Source organism: Brachybacterium fresconis, assembly GCF_017876515.1.
GTDB classification, from domain to species: Bacteria; Actinomycetota; Actinomycetes; order Actinomycetales; family Dermabacteraceae; genus Brachybacterium; species Brachybacterium fresconis.
The window spans coordinates 2247707-2267347 of the sequence record NZ_JAGIOC010000001.1; the positions used below are offsets into that span (position 1 = coordinate 2247707).

A 19641-nucleotide genomic window follows, 5' to 3' on the forward strand; every position below is an offset into this window, starting at 1 on the left:
GCGCGGTTCAGTACCTCTCGGTCTCGTCGATGACTTCGAGGACCTTGCCGCCGAGCACCGCCTCGATGATCTCGCGACCGTTGCGCTGTGCGACCACGGCGTCGTCGTCATCGCGGGTCGCGCCGCCGGTGTGGTCCGCCTCCGGCGCCTCCTGATCCGCCGCGCTCTGGGCGCTGCGCGAGCGCAGACCGGCGGTGCGCGAGGCCTGCGCCGCCTCTCGCACGAGGGCTGCTCCGCTGCGTGCCGGAGCGGTGGTCGAGACGGTCTCCGCGGTGGGCGCCGAGGTGTCCTCCGGGGCCGGTGCCGAGGCGACCGCGGCCGTTCCCCAGGAGGCCGCCGCCCGGGCGCTGGCGGACTCTGCGACGTTCCCGGACCCCGAGAACGCCGAGGCGGGTGCCGGGTGGGCACCGGGCTCCTCGGCGGGATCCTGCCGAGCAGCGGCGGTGGCGGCGCCCCAGGAGGACCCGGAATCCTCGGTCGCCGCGGGAGCGGCCGACGGCGCCGTCGGAGCCGGGGAGGCAGCAGCACCAGGCGCCGCCGACGCGGTGGGTGCTGCCGGGGACGGCGAGGGGGCCATTCCCGGGGAGGCGGCGGAGACGGCAGACCCCAGCCCGGAGGGTTCCGGGGCCGAGGCGACGACGGCGCCACCGGTCGCACCGGTCGCCGCCTGGGCGGTGGTGTTCTGTGCGGGACGGGAGCGGACCACTCGACCCTCGGCGATCGCTCGCTTCAGCGCCGCCTGCCCGTAGGTGCGCGGCTCCTCCGGCGGCAGGGCGTCGCGTCCCTCGTCGTCGACGACGGGTGGTTCCCCGGTCGAAGCGCCGGTGGTGGCGGGCGGGGCGGCCGCCGGCGCGGCGTCGGCGGGGGCTGCGCCGGTGGCGGACCCTGCCGATGCCGGTCGATCGGCCCGGCCCGGAGCCGCGGCGGGCGCTCCGGCATCCGGCGCGAGCGCATCGGACCAGCGCCCGGTGCCGCCGGGGCCGTGCTGCGCCGGGCCCGTCCTGCGCTCCTGCGGTGCCTCCTGGGCGCTGCCCGGACGCGGAGCCGCCGCGGAGGGCTCGCTGCTGCGGGGCTCGGGCTCGAAGGATTCCCGGGGATCGGGCGGGAAGGGATCATCCGGTTCCGGCGGGAAGTCCTCGACCCGGTCCGGGCCGGGGTCCGCAGGACCACGATTCTGCTGGGACGCGCGGGCGGCGGCGCGCATCGCGCGCTCCGAGGCGCGCTGCCCCGCGGAGGGCGGCTGCTCCTCCTGTGGCGTTGCCGGGGGCTGCGAGGACGGCGCCATCTGGGAGACGGCATCGCCCCAGGGTGCCGGCGTCGTGGCCGGGGCGGCCGGTGCGGGCTCTTCCCCCGGGCTCTGCGAGTCGTCGCCCTGCGGTCCGCCGGTGCGACGGTCGGCAGTCGACGGGCCGGCCGAGGGGCCGCCGTCCGGTGGGCCGCCGCCCTGCGGGCCGGCACCCTGCTGGCCAGCGCCCTGTTGGCCGGCGCCCTGCTGACCGGGGCTCCGCTGATCAGCACTCTGCGGCCCACCGCCCTGCTGGCCGACGCCGGGCGAGCCAGTGTCCTGAGGATGTCCGGGGCCGCTCGGGCCGGATCCTCCGCTGCCGCCGCCACCGCCCGGCCCGGGGTCCTCCCCCACGACGGCCTCGACGGTGATGTCCGTGTGCATGATGCGGCGCACCGCGTCGGCGAGGTTCTCCGCACCCGTGCCGCGGTGGAAGGCGGACAGCAGACCCTCGGTGCGGAACCCGATCACCAGGGTCGAGCCGTGCGCGCCATGGACGTGGCCGTTCTGGGAGATCAGCGCCCAGCTGGGCCGACGGATCTGGGAGAGCTCGTCGAGGATCGCGGACCAGTGCGAGCGCACCTCGTCGGGATCCAACCCGCCGGCTCCGCCGCTGGGCCCGGCTGTGCCGGGAGCCTCCTGCGGTGCCTGAGCCTGCGGTTCCTGGGGCTGCGGCGCCTGAGCCTGCGGCGCCTGGGGCTGCGGCGCCTGAGCCTGCGGTTCCTGGGGCTGCGGCGCCTGAGGCTGGGGCGCTTGGGGGTGCGATGGCTGCTGCGGCGGGGACGCCTCCGGAGCAGCAGCATCGGCCTGCTGACCAGCAGCGGCACCGGCGGCGATGCCCGCACCGGCGGCACCCGCCGCCGGCACCGGTGCCGGGTCCTGCGGGGCCTCGCCCGCGTCCGGCGCGCGACCGGAGCGTGCCTGGCGGGACGACTCGGCCTTCTCCTGCGCGATGCGGCGGGCCTCCTCGCGCCCGCCGGCACCGCCGGGCGCCGACGGAGGAGCACCCTGGGCCGGGCCACCACGGCCCGTCGGCGCCGCAGCGCCCTCGCGTCCGCCCTGGGCGGGAGCCGGTCGAGAACCGCCGCCGTCGGTCGGGGCGGCGAGAGCGGCCCGCTCATCGCGCAGCACCAGCCGAGCGGCGAGCAGCTCGAGATGCAGGCGCGGCGAGGTCGCCCCGCTCATCGTCGACAGCGTCTCGTGGACCAGGTCGCCGCACTGCGAGAGATCAGCGGGGGCGAACATCGTCGCCTGGCCGCGCATGCGCTCGAGCTCGTCGGCCGGGACCTGCGGCAGCAGATCCGCACCGCGGTCCGGCACGGCGGCCAGCACGATCAGGTCCCGCATCCGCTCCAGCAGGTCCTCGACGAAGCGGCGCGGCTCGTGCCCGGTGGCCAGCACGTGCTCGACCGCCCCGTACAGAGAGGCGGCATCCCGCTCGGCGATGGCGGTGATGGCGCTGTCCAGCAGCGCGGTGTCGGTGAAACCGAGCAGGGCGATGGCGGTCTGGAAATCCAGGCCGTCCTCCCCCGCTCCGGCCATGAGCTGGTCCAGCACCGACATGGAGTCACGGGCCGATCCGCCGCCGGCACGCACCACCAGCGGCATCACGCCCTCTCCGACGTCCACGCCCTCGGCCGCGCAGACCTCGTCGAGGTAGGGGGCGAGCACCTGCGGCGGGATCAGCCGGAAGGGGTAGTGGTGGGTGCGCGAGCGGATGGTGCCGATGACCTTGTCCGGCTCGGTGGTCGCGAAGACGAACTTCACGTGCTCCGGCGGCTCTTCGACGAGCTTGAGCAGCGCATTGAAGCCAGCCGAGGTGACCATGTGGGCCTCGTCGATGATGAACACCTTGTAGCGGTCCCGCACCGGCGCGAAGGAGGCGCGCTCGCGCAGCTCGCGGGCGTCGTCCACACCGCCGTGGCTGGCCGCGTCGATCTCGACCACATCGAGGCTGCCGGATCCGCCGCGCGCCAGGTCACGGCAGGAATCGCACTGACCGCACGGGACATCCGTCGGCCCCTGCTCGCAGTTCAGACAGCGCGCGAGGATCCTGGCCGAGGTGGTCTTGCCGCAGCCGCGCGGGCCCGAGAACAGATATGCGTGGCCGACCCGTCCCGCGCGCAGCGCACGCCGCAGCGGCGTGGTGACATGGTCCTGGCCGATCACCTCGGCGAAGGACTCGGGACGGTAACGACGGTACAGAGCGATGGCCACCCGTACAGGCTAATCGAGGCGCCCGACGATCCCCGCCGTGGGGGACGGAGAGATCCTGTGGAGGAAGGATCCCGTCGACGCCCGGCAGCCCTGTGCGCTGAGCGTGACGCGACCTGGAACCGCCTGACCTCCGTCGGCACCGTGCGCACCCTGGGCGTCACGCTGCTGCGCGCCGGGGACGACGGGATCCGCAGCAGCGCCCTGCCGCATTTCCGCTACCTCGTCCGGCGCGGCGTCCCGCTCAAGGTCGATCTGCTGTCCGTGGAGGCGGACACCCGGTCCTCGTCGACCGACGCGCGCTCTTCGGCGTCCGACGCGGGCTTTTCGGCGTCCGACGCAGGCTTTTCGGCGTCCGACTCCTGCTCGTCATCACCGGACCCTGGATCCACATCGGTGGCCTGACGCGTCGCCTCGAGCTTGTCGTGGCGATGGCGCAGGCTGCTGAAGGTCACGGCGAACACGACCAGCACCACGAGCGCCGGCACCGCCACGTCGACCACCCACTGGGGAATGTCGACGGGCAGCGAGAGGTCCGGGATCCAGCCGAACAGCAGATCGGTCAGCCAGTTCCACGCCTGCGCGAACGGGCTCCAGATCGCGGCGAGGAAATCCTGCACCGGCGCGAACAGAGCGTCGAGGAACTCCCCGATCGGGCGCAGCGCCCCCGCGATCCACTCCCGGACCGGGTCGAAGAACTCCGTGATCGCTTCGATGATCGGCCGGATCCGCGCCCCGACCCACTCCTTCACGGGGTCCAGCAGGCCGCTGAACAAGGCCCCGAAACCCAGCAGCGGCAGCAGGAGACCGGCCGCCCGGGTCAGCGCGGCGAGCAGGGCGTAGCGGGTCGGGTGCGCCGTGCGCTTCCGATCACGAACGGCCGACGGACTGTCGTCGGCCGGGACCAGCAGCGTGCGCTCGAGGCCGTGGCGCACGTCCACCTCCCCCGCGCCGCCCAGGCCCGTCGTGCGCACCGAGAGGACCTCCGCATCGGCGAGCTTCCCCTCCGCATCGGGGCGCCGGACGGTGCAGCGCACGACGGTGAAGCTCTCCTCGAGCCGGAACCGCAGGCCGTCGTCGGCAGCGGCGGAGTCGGTCGAATCGCTGTCGGTCGCGGCGGAGTCGGCGCGGTCACCGTCAGCACGCTCCTCGATCGCGGCGTTCTCCGCCTGCTGCGCTGCCTCCTTCGCCCCATCGTTCTCTTCCCCGGCTCTGCGGACCGCCTTCTCCTCCGCCTTGGGATCGTGCTCGACCCCGTCCAGGGCCACGGTGAACGTGCTGTCCAGGAACCGGTGCCACACCCGGACCAGGTAGTCGTGTCCCTGCGCCCGACCGCGGTACTCGACGTCGGCGGCGAAGCGCGTGGGTTCCCGATCGCCGAAGGCGATCGTTTCCTCGGCCTGGTCACCGGCCGGATCTCCGCTGCGGCCGTCGATCGAGCCCTCGGACGGCTCGACGGCATCCTCGACGTGGTCATCGAGCACGGGGTCGGTATCGAGCGGGGCGGGGCGATCGGGCATGAGACCACGGTGTCATCGGCGCCCGTCCCGCACATCGGACGCACGGCGGAGATCCTCGCGCCGGCATCGGCCGATCGGCCGATGCCGGAGCCTCCGGCCCGGCCCGTGAGCTCCGACCGCCGGGCCAGGACCAAACAGCCCCGGCGGCCCGGGCAGCCCCGACAGCCCCGACAGCCCCGACAGCCCCGACAGCCCCGACAGCCCCGACAGCCCCGACAGCCCCGACAGAATTATCCGTTGACCCGTGATGCCCCGGCGCGAAGACTGTCCCGATGAGCGTCTTCGTCTCCCACACCAGCATCGACTGCCACGACGCCTACGCCCTCAGCGAGTGGTGGCGCGAGGTCCTCGCCTACGAGATGGATGCGGAGGAGCCGAACCTGCCCGGCGACGACGAGTGCGCTATCCACGATCCCGACACCGGGCACGCGCTCCTCTTCCTCGAGGTCCCCGACCAGGAGCTGCCGGCCAAGCGGATCCACCTCGACGTCCGCCCCCGCGAGCGCCCGCAGGCAGAGGAGATCGCCTGGCTGCTCGGCCGAGGTGCGACGGAGGTGGCCGATCATCGCGGGCTCTTCGGCCCCGGCTCCGGCTGGATGACCCTGGCGGACCCGGAGGGGAACCAATTCTGCGTGCTGCTCTCGGAGCCCGAGCGCGCAGCCTGGAGAGCGCCGGGCGAGTGACCCCGCCCCAACCTCACCTGCGGACACATCCCACAACCCCCAAGCTGGACTTATGTGACCCTGAATCCGCGCCATTGATGTCGCCCTGACAACGGCGTAGCGTTCCTCTCCGTGAGCACACCAACCACCGCCCCCGCCCAGAACGGCACGGCGCGCCGGCGCAACCCGTTGCGCGCGATCGTCCGCATCCCCTTCGGCTGGCAGGTCCTGATCGGCCTCGTCCTCGGCGTGGCCCTCGGCCTCGTCGCCGCCCAGATCGGCCCGGTCCCCGGCGCCGGCGAGGACGGCGCAGAGGGCCCCAACTGGCTGACCACCACCTTGGACACCGTCGGCACGATCTTCGTGACGCTGCTGAAGGCCCTGGTCCCGCCGCTGATCTTCCTCGCGATCGTCACCTCGATCGCCAACCTGCGCAACGTCACCAACGCGGCCCGCCTGGCCTGGAAGACCCTGCTGTGGTTCGCGATCACCTCCTTCATCGCGGTGTCGATCGGCCTCGTCCTGGGCACCCTGACCGATCCCGGCGTCGGCTCCGGCGTCTCGCAGGATGCCGCCGAGGCCTCCGACACCCAGGGCAGCTGGCTGGACTTCCTCACCGGCCTGGTCCCCTCGAACTTCCTGGGCATCGAGGGCGGCGTGGGCGACGACGGCTCGGTGTCCCTGAGCTTCAACGTGCTGCAGATCCTGGTCATCTCGATCGCCGTCGGCATCGCCGTGCTCTCCGTCGGCTCCAAGGCCGAACCCTTCCTGCGCTTCACCGGCTCCGCCCTGGAGATCGTCCAGAAGCTGCTGTGGTGGGTCATCCGCCTGGCACCCATCGGCACCGCCGGCCTGCTCGGCAACGCGGTGGCCAGCTACGGCTGGGACGCCATCGGTCAGCTCGGCGTGTTCGTGGCCGACGTCTACATCGGCATGCTCATCGTCCTGCTGATCGTCTACCCGATCCTGCTGAAGACCAACGGGCTGTCCATCGGCTCCTTCTTCCGCGGCGTGTGGCCGGCGACCTCGCTCGGCTTCGTCTCCCGCTCCTCGCTCGGCACCATGCCGATGACCAAGACGGTCACCGAGCGCATGGGCGTGCCGAGCCACTACGCCTCCTTCGCGGTCCCGCTGGGCGCGACCACCAAGATGGACGGCTGCGCGGCGATCTACCCCGCGCTGGCCGCGATCTTCGTCGCGAACTTCTACGGGGTGCCGCTGGGCATCACCGACTACCTGCTCATCGTGCTGGTCTCGGTGCTGGGTTCGGCCGCGACCGCCGGCATGACCGGCGCGGTCGTCATGCTCACCCTGACGCTGTCCACCCTGGGCCTGCCGCTCGAGGGCGTCGGCCTGCTGCTGGCCGTCGACCCGATCCTCGACATGGGCCGCACGGCTCTGAACGTCACCGGTCAGGCCCTGGTGCCCACGATCGTCGCCAAGCGCGAGAAGATCCTGGACCAGAAGGCCTACGACGCCGCCCGCCGCACGTCCTTCCAGGCGATCCAGGCCGAGCAGGCCGAGCAGGCCCAGGATGCCGATGCGGATTCCGCCTCGCCGGACGATCCCGCCCCGGCCGACGGCAACGCGGACGACGGGGAGCGCGACAAGCAGACCGCCTCCGTGTGACCGGCGCCCCCGGACCGACCTCGACCGCCAGTCCGGAATCGGCACCGCTCGCTGCACGATGCCCTGGGCCTTCGACGACGTCGTCGTCGAGGGCCCAGGGCGTTCTCGCTGCCGGACGACGCCGCCGTCCTAGGGGGACTCGTGGTGATCCGGTGAGACCGGGGAGGCGATCCGTCGTGCCGCGTCGACGACGAACCGGCGGCGACGAGCGCGCTCCTGCTGATCGTCCGGCGCACCTCCGGTGATCATCTCGGCCAGCTGCGGCACGGTCTGCCACCAGGCGGCAAGGGCGATCAGTGCGAAGACGAGATGCGCGGGATCGAGGGAGCGATCGAGGACGCCCTCCCGCTGGGCAGCCGCGAACCGCTCCACCTTCTCGCGGTAGTGCGCGGTGCGTCGCGCGACGTCGGCGGGCTCGCCGTCCTGCAACCCCTCCCACTGCAGGAGCCGCCCGAGCTCCGGCCGGGCCGCGTGATAGTCGAAGGTCGCCCCGGCGAACTCCCCGATGTCCTCCAGGCCCACGTCGGACAGCTCGACGGCCGCGGCGAGCCGTTCCAGCTCCGTCGCCAGCACGAGCTCCCACAGCGCCCTCTTGTCCCCGAAGTAGCTGTAGAGACGCTCCTTGTTCACCCCGGCCCGGGCCGCGATGGCCGCCACCGTGGTGCCGTCGAAGCCGCGAGCCGCGAACTCGACCAGGGCCGCATCGCGGAGCCGTCGCCGCGTCCTCTCCGTATCCCACGCCATGCCGCCAGGTTACCAACCGAAGGGTTGGAATTCGCGGAGCCGAGGCGTAACATCTCCAACCACATCGTTGGAGTTGGAGGTTTCTCATGGATCGGATCGATCGTCTCCCCGAGGGGACCGTCCCACCCGGGGCGGATGTGACAGCACTGGTGACAGGCGGCAACAGCGGCATCGGATTCGAGGTCGCCCGACAGCTGACCGACCGCGGCATCTCCGTCTGGATCAGCGCGCGCGATCTCGCCAGGGGGCACCGAGCGGCGCGAGAGCTGGGTCCGGTCGCGGGCGTCGTCGAACTGGACGTCACCGATCCGGCATCGGTGAGCGCGGCCGTGGAGCAGATCGGCGACCTCGACATCCTCGTCAACAACGCGGGGGTGAATCCCGGCGGCGACGACATCACCGGCACGGACCTCGAGCAGCTGCGAGTCGCCTACGAGACCAATGTCTTCGGCCTCATCACCGTCACGCAGAGCGCGCTCCCCGCGCTCCACCGGTCGGCGCACCCCCGCATCGTCAACATCTCCAGCGGAACGGGCTCACTGACCTGGAACAGCAGCCCGAACCCCCAGTTCGACTGGGCACAGGTCGCTGGCGGAGGCCTTGCCTACCGAAGCTCCAAGACCGCGGTCAACGCCGTCACGCTCCTCACCGCACAGGCCCTGGGCGATGGCGTCAAGGTCAACGCGCTCGCACCGGGTCGGCGCCGGACGAACCTGGTCGCCGGCGCCACCGGCGGGGGCGATCCTGCCGAAGCGGCCGCAGGGGCCGTCCGTCTCGCGCTCCTTCCCGATGACGGCCCGACCGGAGCTCTCTGGTCCTGGGACGGGACGCGGGTCCCTTGGTAACCCCGCCCCGAGGTCACACCGGACACCGCACATGCTGCATGGAATGTGCCCCGTGCCCGCTGCCTGGGGAGGCACGCCGGGCGCCGCGCAGGCGAGATGAAGGGGCCTGGTGAATCCGCGCACCACCGGCCCGGGATCCCTGGCCGAGCCCGCGGACCGACCCTAGAGTGACCCTGTCAGATCGGCCCGGATCCCCGGGCCTCCGCAGTGCATCTACCTCGGGTCCACGGTGTGGACCGTCCAAGGCGGCACCCACCGTCCGGAGTCTCGATGTCCACGCAGCAGACGACAGCCCCCGCCCCGCAGCAGTCCTCCCCGACCCTGCGTCGCGCCGCGGGCACCGCCTATTTCCCGATCGCCTTCATCGCGCGGTTCCCCTTCGCCATGATGGTCGTCGGCACTCTCACCCTCGTCGTCGCCGCCCGCGACTCGATCGCTCTGGGCGGCATGAACGCCGCGGCCGTCGGCCTCGGTGCGGCGATCGTCGGCCCCCTGCTCGGCGCCGCCGCCGACCGCATCGGCCAGCGCACCGTGATCCTGGCCGCCGGGATCGCGAACTCCCTGGCGCTGCTCGCGATCGCGGCGGTCGCCTTCAGCTCCCTGCCCGATGCCTTCGTCCTGCTCACCGGCTTCCTCGTCGGGGCCACCTCTCCGCAGATCGGGCCCTTCTCCCGCAGCCGCCTGGTGCAGCTGATCCTCACCCGCCTGCCCGCAGGGCGCCGTGCCCGCAGCCTCAACGCCACCATGGGCTACGAGTCTGCGGCCGACGAGACCGCCTTCGTGTTCGGTCCCATCGTGGTGGGCCTGCTCGCGACCACCATGAGCCCGGCCGCCCCCATGATCGGCGCCGCGGTGCTCACGCTGCTGTTCGTCACCGCCTTCGCCCTGCACCCCACCGCCCGGATCAGCGTCCCCAGCGCCGACGAGCCGGTCGCCCAGGCGCCGGCACGGGAGCTGGCCACCCTCGGCGTGCTGGTGGTCGTCGCGGGCGCCCTCGGCGTGGGGCTCTTCTTCGGCACCGTCCTCACCTCGCTGACGGCCTTCCTGTCCGATTCCGGGCGCGGCGATTCCGCGGGTCTGGTCTACGGGGTGATGGGCGTGGGCTCGACGATCCTCGCCCTCAGCATCTCGCTGTTCCCCGAGCGGTTCCGCCTGCGGGCCCGTTGGCTGGTGTTCTCCGCGCTGATGCTCGCCTCGATGATCGCCTTCAGTCTCGCCGGCGGACTCGGCGGCGTCATCGCGGCGATGGCCGTCGCCGGCATCGGGATCGGACCCACCATCGTGACCCTGTACAGCCTCGCGGCGGAGCGCAGCCCGCAGGGACGGTCGGCGACGGTGATGTCGATGCTGGGCTCGGCCACGATCGTCGGCCAGTCCGCCGCCTCCGCCCTGACCGGAGCGGTCGCCGAGCAGGACGGCTCGCAGGCGTCCATGTGGATGCCGGTCGGAGCCGCCGGTCTCGTGGTCCTCGCGGCACTGGTCAACGCGGTGGGCTGCCGGGACGGGGCGACGCCCTCCGCCGCCGGGGACGACCTCCCGCAGGGCACACCGTTGCTCGCGGAGCAGGCCGACCCGAGGTGAAAGGGTTTGCAGTCGGGATCACATCACGGCTACGCTCCCTGGCGGACCCAGTCACCTGATCCCCTCCCGGCGAGTCGCCGCGGAGCGAGCGAAGGAGCTCGACGTGCCCGTGCTGTCCCGATCCGTGCCCACCCTGTCCCGATCCGTCCTCGCCCTGTCCACGGTCGCCCTGGCCTCCGCGGGTTTCGCCCTCGGCGCCGGCCCCGCCTCGGCGGCGCTGACCACCTACTGCAGCGGAGAGGCCGCTGACGTGACCGTGCCCGGGGATCTCGTGGTCGCCGAGGGCACCTCGTGCGTCCTCGACGGCGTGACGGTCGACGGCACCACCCGCGTCGAGTCCGACGCCGACCTCGTGGTCGACGACACCACCTTCCACGGCGACGTCGACGTCGCGCCCGACGGCTACGTCGATGCCACCGCAACCGCTGTCGACGGAACGCTGACCAGCACATCCGGGTACGGCATCTACCTCGAGGACTCCGTGGTCAGCGGTACCCTCCGGTCAGAGGGCCCCGCGGAGGCCGAGCCGTTCCTGTACTCCTACGACACCACGTTCTCCGACGCCGTGGACGTCGCGCACGGAGTGGTGCACCTGGAGACCGCGGAGATCGCCGGGGACCTGACCACGGACGGCACGGTCTACACCGACATCGTCGACGCGACCCTCGCCGGCGACCTCAGCATCACAGGCAGCCTGGAGGGCACCGCGATCTGCGAGAGCGAGGTCGACGGGGACGCCGGCTTCCACGGGAACCAGAGGGTCCAGATCGGCACCGGCATGGATCTGCTCGACTGCTCGGGCATGAACTACTTCGGCGCGGACGTGCTGATCGAGAACAGCACCGGGGCGGTGGACGTCACCGGGAACATCATCCGCGGGGAACTCCGCGGCGAGGGCAACGACGCCGCACCGACCGGCGCCGGGAACCGTGTGCGCGGCGGGACCGGCGGCCAGTTCACCGGTCTGGCGCCGGCGGCACGGACGCTGTCCGCGCCGGCGGCGCCGTCCGACCACGCCGACGAGCTCCGGGACCGGCGCTCGGAGCGTCGCTCCGCCGCCGAAGCGGACGCGGAGCTGGCCGGTCCGGCTCAGCTGGGCTGATCCCACCCGGACGGCACGGCGCGGGATCACCAGGCGCAGCGCCGTTCAACGACGCACACCGACACGATGGAGTTGCACATGGATCGTCGAAGTTTCCTCCGGGCCTCCGGCGTCGCCGCAGGAGTCGGCGTCGCGGGCAGCCTTGCACCGGGCGCGGCACAGGCCGCACCGCAGCCGTCGCACGGGGACCCGATCCTGGTGGACCCGCCCGAGGGCACCGTCGAGATCACCGACGGCGAGCTGCGCGTCCGTCTGCACCCGGATTTTCCCCAGGTCGTGGACTACGCCGTGGGCGGGTCGACGCTCGCCGGTCGGTTCGGCGGGGCGCACACCACGGTCATGATCGATGACGTCGAGCGTGCCGTCGACGTGGAGCAGCCGCAGCTCGCCGAGGACGCCTCCAGCGCGACGTACCGCCTGGCCGTGCCGGATCTTCCCGGCGTCACCTTCGACGCCGTGCTCTCGGTCGGAGGCGGCGTGTTCACGTGGTGCCTGACGAACATCGTCGATCCCGGCCGTGCAGTCCATCGCGTCTCGGTGCCGCGCCTGGACCTGGTCTCCGCCGACGGCACCGATGTGAGCGCACGGGTGATCACCGCCGATCTGTCCGTGGATCGCGCCACGAGCGGCGACCGTTTCTACGACCTGGCATCCCAGGAGGCGGGCACCGCCGTCTCCGATCCCACTCACGTCGCACTGCTGCACGGGTCCGAGCTCGCCGCGGGCTTCGAGACCAACGCGGTCGAGGACAACACCGCCGGGGGCGCGACGGCCGACCGCGTGCAGACCGACAACTCGCGCTATGTCGCCACGCTCGCGCAGGGAGACGGCGCCGTCTACGGCACCGTCTCCCCCGGCACCTTCGTGGTGCGCGGCTCCACCGCAGATCACGGTCTGGGGGCGGATGCGGATCCCTTCGTGCGGGTGCGGGTGGTGGGCGACGCGAACGGCGACGGCGTCGTCGACTGGCAGGACGCCGCGATCGCCGCGCGCGACGTCGCCGAGCCGATCGCCGGCTCCGAAGCGGTGCCCGCGCAGGTGATCAAGCGCATCCCCTTCAACATCGTCTCCCAGGCCACACACCCGTTCCTGCGCACCCTCGACGACACCAAGCGCATCTGCCTGGCGACCGACGGGCTCGGCCAATCCGTCATGCTCAAGGGGTATCAGGCCGAGGGGCACGACTCCGCACATCCGGACTACGCGGGACACTGCAACACGCGCGCCGGCGGGAAGAAGGATCTCGACACCCTGGTCACCGAGGGCTCGGCGTGGAACGCCACCTTCGGTGTGCATGTCAACGCCACCGAGGCCTACTCCGAGGCGCACGCCTTCAGCGAGGACCTGCTGCGCGACCCGATCGAGCCCGGCTGGGGCTGGATGAACCAGTCCTACAAGATCGACGGCCCGAAGGACCTCGGGACCACCGCGGTGCTGCAGCGCTTCCAGAAGCTGCGCGACGACGTCCCGGACAATCTGTCGTTCCTGTACATGGACGTGTACTACCCCAGCGGCTGGGAGGGGCAGCGGCTGTCCCAGGAGCTGCAGCAGCAGGACTGGGTGATCTCCACCGAGTGGGCGAACAAGATGCCGCGGGAATCGATCTGGTCGCACTGGGCCAATGACGAGAACTACGGCGGCACCAGCAACAAGGGCCTGAACTCGCAGGTGCTCCGATTCCTCGACAACGCCCGAAAAGACGTGTGGAACCCGGACCCGCTGCTGTGCAACGCCAACGTCCAGGAGTTCGAGGGCTGGACCGGACACCAGGACGCGAACGCCTTCTTCGCCGCGATCTGGGAACGGAACCTGCCCACCAAGTTCCTGCAGCGCTCCGAGATCGTCTCCTGGGCCACCCCGACGAAGGACGCCCCGGGCCGGATCGTTCTGGCCGACGGCACCGAGGTGACCTCGTCGGTCGAGTCGGTCTCCGGCACCGAGATCCCCACCGACCGCCTCATCACCAGCGACGGCGCGACCGTCTACGAGGACGGGAGATACCTGCTCCCCTGGTCCGACGGCGACGAGAGGCTGTACCACTGGAACCCCGACGGCGGCACCTCCACCTGGACGCTGACGGACAGCTGGTCCGGGCCGAGCTCGCTGGTCATGTACCGACTGACCGATTCGGGGCGCACCGACGAGGTGACCGTGCCCGTCCAGGACGGCCAGGTCACGCTCGATGCCGAGGCAGACACCGCCTATGTCCTCCACCCGGGCGACCAGCTTCCCGAGCCGCTCGATCCCCGATGGGGCTTCGGCACGCCGGTGGCGGACCCCGGATTCTTCTCGGGCACGCTGGACGCGTGGCGCGTGGAGGGCGATGTCTCCATCGAGACGGACGACTTCCGCAACCGCCAGGCTCTGTTCGCGTCGGGGGCGGGGGCATCGATCGCGCAGCACCTGCACGACCCTGCGCGCCCGGCCCGGCACTTGCCGGCGGGCACCTGGTCCGCCTGGGCGTGGATCGAGGTCGACCCCACCGGCACCCGGCAGGTGACGGTCTCCGCCACCGGTGCGAGGGTGGAGCCGACCGCGCACCAGAGGACTCGGGGCCGCGGGGTGGCGAGCACCATCACCGCCTCGACCGTCGTCAACGCCACCGCCTCGGACTCGAAGCACGGCCGGCACTTCCAGCGGGTGCGCGTGACCTTCACGTCCGACGGCTCCCCGGTGGTCTTCACGGTCTCCGCCGCCGAGGGGGACGTCGACGTGCGCGTCGACGACGTCCGCGTGGTGCCCTTCACCGCGCCGCAGGACCCCGCGCCGACGGACGAGACGGTCCTGTTCGAGGACTTCGAGAACGTCGACACCGGGTACTGGCCGTTCGTGACCGGCGCCGACAACATCGGCGGCGACGCCCGCACGCAGCTCGCGGAGCGGCACGAGCCGTATTCGCAGGCCGGCTGGTACGGCCTGGACCAGGACGGCGACGCCGTCGAGGGCGGCAAGCTCACCGACAACGTGCTGCGCGGGACGTGGTCGCTGATGGCCAACGAGGAGAACGAGGGATTGATCCTGAGCACCACCCAGGCGTCCCTGCCCCTGACTCCGGGGCATCGCTACCGGGTCTCCTTCGACCATCAGACCGCCTTCGCCGACACCTACCGGATCGTGGTGGGCGAGGACACGGTCGGGGACAGCGTCGTCTCGGAGCAGGTGACCCGCGTGCCCCTGCCGCAGGCCCGGGAGACGGAACGGGTGAGCGTCGAGTTCGCCGCCTCGACGGACGCAGACACCACATGGGTCGGCATCGAGAAGCTCGGCGGCGGTCGCCAGGCGAACCTGACGATCGACGACCTGCGCGTCGAGGACCTCGGCCGGGCCGACTGAGAGGATCGCGCCCCGCGGCCCCGCCGTCGCGATCGACGGCGTGCGGTCGCGGGGCCCGCCTCATGATCCCCGGATGGGTCGCCGCCGGGCGTCGCCAGGGCTACCGCCGCAGCACGTGGCGCAGCGCCGTCTCCAGCGTGCGGTGGGTCGCCTCGTAGCCGCTCGCCTCGAGCCGGGCGTCGGAGACGTTCTGGTCGGTGCGCACCAGCTCGTCGGCCGCGTCGGACCCGAGCAGCAGCCGCGGGCCGAATCCGGGCACCGGCACGAGAGCGGGACGGTGCAGCACCGCGCCGAGGGTCCGGGCGAACTCCCGGGCGCTGACCGGCTGGGGGCCGACGGCGTTGATCGGCCCGTCCACATCGGCGTTCAGCGCGGCGTGGGCGAAGGCTCGCACCACGTCGTCCAGCGTGATCCAGGAGGTCATGGCCTCGGGATCGGTCAACCGCCCGCCGAGGCCCGCGAGGAACAGCGGCAGCTGGGGCTGCAGCGGCCCTCCACCGTCGGACAGCGCCAGACCGGTGCGCAGGGAGACGGTGCGGATCCCGGCCTCGCGCGCCGCATGGGCGGCGCGCTCCCAGTCCCGCACGAGGTCGGCGAGGACCCCCTCCCCTCCCGGGTCGGCCTCGGTGAGCAGCTCACCGGGGCGCCGCGGGCCGTAGAAGCCGATGGCGCTGGCCTGCACGAGCGCCGTCGGGCCATCGGACATCCCGGCCAGGGTGCGGGCGATCAGCGCCGTGCCGTGGATGCGGGAGGAGCGGATCTCGTGGCGCACCCCATCGGTCCAGCGGGTGGCGATGGAGCGCCCGGCGAGGTTGACCACGACGTCGACGCCCTCGAGGTCGGCAGGGTCCAGCGCCCCCGCCTGCGGGTCCCAGGCGATCTCGTCGGGGCGCACGCTCGCCTCCCGGACCACCCGGCGCACCGTGTGCCCGCCGGTCTCGAGCAGCGCGGCGAGCTGGGTGCCGATCAGCCCGGAGGAGCCGGTGATGGCGATGGTGCGCCGCGGGGTGTCGGCGTAGCGGACGTGGAAGTGCAGGTCCTCGCGCAGCTGGCGGTCGCGGAAGGCGAGCAGGCGGCGCACCTGCGACCGAACCGGGCCGGCGATGCTCTCGAGACGACGCGGCAGCTCGAGGTCGACGGCATCGCGGACGAGGGTGCCGTGGTCATCGGCGGCGAAGTGGTGCTCGTGCCGCCAGTCGCGCCAGGGGCCGTGGATCTGCTGGTCGACGAACCGGCCGGCGTCGGCCTCGACCTCGTGCTCGCGATGGCGCAGCACCCAGCGCGGTCGCACCGGATTCGGGAGTATCGAGGGGCCGAGGCGGGCGCTGACCACCCGGCCGACGCGCAGCCCGCCCGCCGCGGGGTCCTCGACACCGCCGAGCCCCGGCGGCGTCAGGCGCACGACCGCGCCGGGCCGATCGTGCCAGGCCAGGACGTCGGCCAGCGGGAAGGGCACGCGATGGGTGGTCTCGATCCTCACGGGAGCTCCCTGCCTCGACGATGGTGTCCCGCCACGCTACGCATCGCGGCGACGTCGGGGTAGCCCCGGCGCCGCCCTTTCGGTCCCGACGCCGGGCGCGAGACCTCCGGCGACGCGCAGCACCATCCAGGCCACGGCGATCCACAGCGCCCAGGAGGACACGTCGAGCGCCCAGGCCATGCCCGGGTCGACGGGGCCCAGCAGATTCTGCGCGATGGCGACGCGGAGGCTGGAGAACAGCCCGTGCCCGATGACGGCGGCCCAGGCCGTGCCGGAGATCTCGCGCAGCACCGACAGCAGCGGGGCGACGGCGACGATGGTGCCCAGATAGCCGACGGCCTCGCGCGGGGAGAGCCCGAGGGCGAGCACGATCGGCAGGTGCCACAACGCCCACATCGCCCCGATGCCCAGGGCGGACGGCCAGAATCCGAGGGGCGCGAGCTCGCGGTGCAACCAGCCCCGCCAGCCCGCTTCCTCCCCGATGGCGAACGCGGCCTGGAGGGCGAACACCAGGGGCACCGTCGTCGCGAGCGCGAGCACCGGAGCAGCGTCCGTGGCCAGCGGGGCACCGGCTCCGAGGCCGATGAGCACCCGCCCGAGCGGCACCAGGGCGAAGGCGGCGACCGCGCCGAGAGCGGCGATCAGCAGCAGCGACCAGGACGGCACGCCGAGGGAGAGCGCGCGCCACCAGGGTTCGTCCCGACGGCGCACGAGGAGAGCGGCGAGCAGCGGGGACAGCTGCGCGAGGGGCACCACGACGCCGACGGCCGCGGGCGGCAGCGCTCCGAGCGCGAAGGGTGCCGACAGGGCGACGGTGACAGCGATCGCCAGGACCAGGAACAGCGCCACCCGGCGCAGGTCCGGGGCGATCGTCGGGCGCGACGGGACGGCGTCGGCGGGCGGGGTCTGCGGGGCGGGCGAAGTCTGTGGGGCCGACGAGGCCTGCCGGGGCGGCGGGGCCGGCCGGGGCGGCGGGGCCTGCCGGGGCGGCGGGGCCTGCCGGGGCGGCGGGGCGTCGACCTCGTGCAGGGTCGCGGCGGGATCGGGCCCGTCCGGCACGAGGGGCGAGGAGTGCGGGGCGAGGGACGGCGACATCGAGCGCTCCTGGGATCCGTCGGGGAGCGCCGAGTGCTGCTCCACCTCGTCATCCACCGTAGGAACGCCCTCCGGAGGGCGGAACGGGGATGTCCGCCGCGCCGGGGTGGGGAAAACCCCCGGGGCATGAAGCGACCCCTCGTGCACCTGCCAGAGCTCACCTGCCCTTGCTGCCGTCAAGCCCTGGGGGAGTTCAGCAAGATGACACCGCACGAGGGGTCGCTGCCCAGTGTAGAGGCGGGAGGACCTCGGTTCCAACCGGGAGGGCGCAGATCACGACGACGGTGCCGCGGTGCGGTGCCGCGGCCGGCCGGCCCGTCGGATCCCGGAGTCCGATCCGGCGAACCGTGTGCTGGGGGCCCGCCGCCGGCGAGGGCTCCCGGGCACATCACGAGTTCGTCACGAGAGCTTCAGAGTGTGCATCACACTCTCTGACCGATTACAGTGCCGTCAGCACGTGTCCGTGACCGCCCTCACAAGCCGCCCGCTGGCAAGGACGCCATCAGAGCGGTTCATGGACGCGGATGCCCCGGTCACCACCGGGATGCGAATCTCAGTTTCCCCATCCAGGAGCTCCTATGACCGCCTATCTCATCGAGGGCGCGAACAACCTGATCTGGTCGATCCCGCTCATCGCCGGTCTTCTTGTCGTCGGCCTGTACTTCACCATCCGCACCGGCCTGCTCCAGATCCGCAACCTCCCCGACATGATCGACCAGCTCAAGAAGGGCGAGATCTCCCCGGACGGCACCTCCTCCTTCCAGTCGCTGATGATGTCGCTGGCCGGTCGCGTCGGCATGGGCAACATCGGCGGCGTCGCCACCGCGATCGCCTTCGGCGGCCCCGGCGCCGTGTTCTGGATGTGGGTCTCCGGCTTCCTCGGCGCCTCCACCTCGTTCATCGAGTGCATCCTCGGCCAGATCTACAAGGAGAAGGACCCGGACACCGGCGAGTACCGCGGCGGCCCCGCCTTCTACTTCGAGAAGGCCTACAAGCACAAGGCACCCCGCCTGTCGCTGTTCTACGGGATCCTCTTCTCGATCGTCACCATCCTGGCCATGAGCTTCTTCCTGCCGGGCGTGCAGGCCAACGGCATGGCCTCCGCGATCGACAACGCCTGGGGCATCCCCACCTGGGTCACCGCCATCGGCCTGGTGATCCTGCTGGGCATCATCATCATCGGCGGCGTCAAGCGCATCGCGCACTTCGCGATGATCGCGGTGCCGGTGATGGCGATCGCGTACATCCTCGTCGCGATCATCGTGTTCTTCATGAACTTCGAGGAGATCCCGCGCGTGTTCGCGCTGATCTTCGGCAGCGCCTTCGGCGTCCAGCCGGTCTTCGGCGCGATCATCGGCACGGCCGTCAAGTGGGGTGTGCAGCGTGGCATCTACTCCAACGAGGCCGGTCAGGGCACAGGCCCGCACGCGGCCGCGGCCGCCGAGGTCTCCCACCCGGCCAAGCAGGGCTTCGCCCAGTCGTTCTCCGTCTACGTCGACACCCTGCTGGTGTGCACCGCCACCGCGTTCATCATCATCTCGACCGGAATGTTCAACACCTTCACCAACGAGGACTACCCGGGCGCGGACGCCGTCAGCGAGGGCGACGTCGTCGGCAGCGGCATCGGGGATCTCAGCCTGCAGGTCGAGCCCGGTCCGGGCTACGTCCAGCAGGGCCTGGACGCGGCCTTCCCCGGATTGGGCCCGACGTTCATCGCCATCACGCTCGCGTTCTTCGTGTTCACCACGATCGTGGCGTACTACTACATGGCAGAGGTCAACCTGACCTACCTCACCCGCAAGATGAAGAACCGCACGCTCGCCCGCGCGCTGTTCCGCATCCTGCAGGCCCTGGTGCTGATCTCGGTGTTCTACGGCGCGGTGACCACCGCCGGCGCCGCCTGGGGACTCGGCGACATCGGCGTGGGTTCGATGGCCTGGTTGAACGTCATCGGCATCCTGTTCCTGCAGGTGCCCGCCCTGAAGGCGCTGAAGGACTACCGCCGGCAGAAGAAGCAGGGCCTGGACCCGCAGTTCGATCCCCGAGAGCTGGGCATCGAGAACGCGGAGTTCTGGGAGATGCGGGCCGACGGCCGTGCTCTCCAGGGTCGCTCCGGCGGCGAGCTGGAGGACGAAGGCGCTGCGAAGTGAG

General features: G+C 72.0%; 12 protein-coding genes and 1 other RNA gene. 7 read left to right on the top strand and 6 right to left on the bottom strand.

Annotated features, from left to right (window positions below; all coding sequences use genetic code 11):
- Positions 1-7: 7 nt before the first annotated feature.
- A complete protein-coding gene (locus tag JOF44_RS10140; RefSeq protein WP_209890535.1) occupies positions 8-3502 on the bottom strand; it encodes a DNA polymerase III subunit gamma and tau in 3495 nt (1164 codons plus the stop codon).
- 215 nt (positions 3503-3717) lie between these two features.
- Positions 3718-5019, bottom strand: coding sequence for a hypothetical protein (locus JOF44_RS10145; protein ID WP_209890537.1), 1302 nt, complete (start codon positions 5017-5019; stop codon positions 3718-3720).
- Positions 5020-5291: 272 nt separating this feature from the next.
- Between JOF44_RS10145 and JOF44_RS10150 the strand changes: the two genes are divergently transcribed.
- Both JOF44_RS10150 and JOF44_RS10155 read left to right on the top strand, forming a co-directional pair.
- On the top strand, positions 5292-5702 hold the full coding sequence (locus tag JOF44_RS10150) for a VOC family protein (RefSeq protein WP_209890539.1): 411 nt from the start codon (positions 5292-5294) through the stop codon (positions 5700-5702).
- Between the two features lie 111 nt (positions 5703-5813).
- Entirely contained in the window at positions 5814-7310 is a 1497-nt protein-coding gene (locus tag JOF44_RS10155) for a dicarboxylate/amino acid:cation symporter (RefSeq protein WP_209890542.1), read from the top strand.
- A 129-nt stretch (positions 7311-7439) separates the two neighbouring features.
- Here the strand turns inward: JOF44_RS10155 and JOF44_RS10160 are convergent, their stop codons facing one another.
- A complete protein-coding gene (locus tag JOF44_RS10160; protein ID WP_209890544.1) occupies positions 7440-8054 on the bottom strand; it encodes a TetR/AcrR family transcriptional regulator in 615 nt (204 codons plus the stop codon).
- 86 nt (positions 8055-8140) lie between these two features.
- On the opposite strand from JOF44_RS10160, the gene JOF44_RS10165 reads away from it, so the two are divergent.
- The 4 genes from JOF44_RS10165 to JOF44_RS10180 all read left to right on the top strand — a co-directional run bounded on the left by JOF44_RS10165 (position 8141) and on the right by JOF44_RS10180 (position 14915).
- Entirely contained in the window at positions 8141-8899 is a 759-nt protein-coding gene (locus JOF44_RS10165; RefSeq protein ID WP_209890547.1) for an SDR family NAD(P)-dependent oxidoreductase, read from the top strand.
- 270 nt (positions 8900-9169) lie between these two features.
- A complete protein-coding gene (locus JOF44_RS10170) occupies positions 9170-10480 on the top strand; it encodes an MFS transporter (protein ID WP_209890550.1) in 1311 nt (436 codons plus the stop codon).
- A gap of 103 nt (positions 10481-10583) precedes the next feature.
- Positions 10584-11582, top strand: a complete 999-nt coding sequence (locus JOF44_RS20975; protein ID WP_209890553.1) for a hypothetical protein — start codon at positions 10584-10586, stop codon at positions 11580-11582.
- A 78-nt stretch (positions 11583-11660) separates the two neighbouring features.
- Entirely contained in the window at positions 11661-14915 is a 3255-nt protein-coding gene (locus JOF44_RS10180) for an endo-alpha-N-acetylgalactosaminidase family protein (protein ID WP_209890556.1), read from the top strand.
- A 100-nt stretch (positions 14916-15015) separates the two neighbouring features.
- Here the strand turns inward: JOF44_RS10180 and JOF44_RS10185 are convergent, their stop codons facing one another.
- The 3 genes from JOF44_RS10185 to ffs form a co-directional block, all read right to left on the bottom strand.
- Positions 15016-16395 (bottom strand): TIGR01777 family oxidoreductase, encoded by a 1380-nt coding sequence (locus JOF44_RS10185; protein WP_209890559.1) that lies wholly within the window; start codon positions 16393-16395, stop codon positions 15016-15018.
- Positions 16396-16431: 36 nt separating this feature from the next.
- Positions 16432-17535 carry a CPBP family glutamic-type intramembrane protease gene (locus JOF44_RS10190; protein WP_342591747.1) on the bottom strand — a complete coding sequence of 368 codons (1104 nt, stop codon included), beginning with the start codon at positions 17533-17535 and terminating at the stop codon, positions 16432-16434.
- Between the two features lie 82 nt (positions 17536-17617).
- Positions 17618-17714: signal recognition particle sRNA small type (gene ffs, locus JOF44_RS10195), an RNA gene on the bottom strand.
- Positions 17715-18068: 354 nt separating this feature from the next.
- Here ffs and JOF44_RS10200 point away from each other — a divergent pair.
- Complete coding sequence (locus JOF44_RS10200; RefSeq protein WP_209890562.1) at positions 18069-19640, top strand: alanine/glycine:cation symporter family protein; 1572 nt, start codon at positions 18069-18071, stop codon at positions 19638-19640.
- The last annotated feature ends 1 nt before the right edge of the window (position 19641 follow it).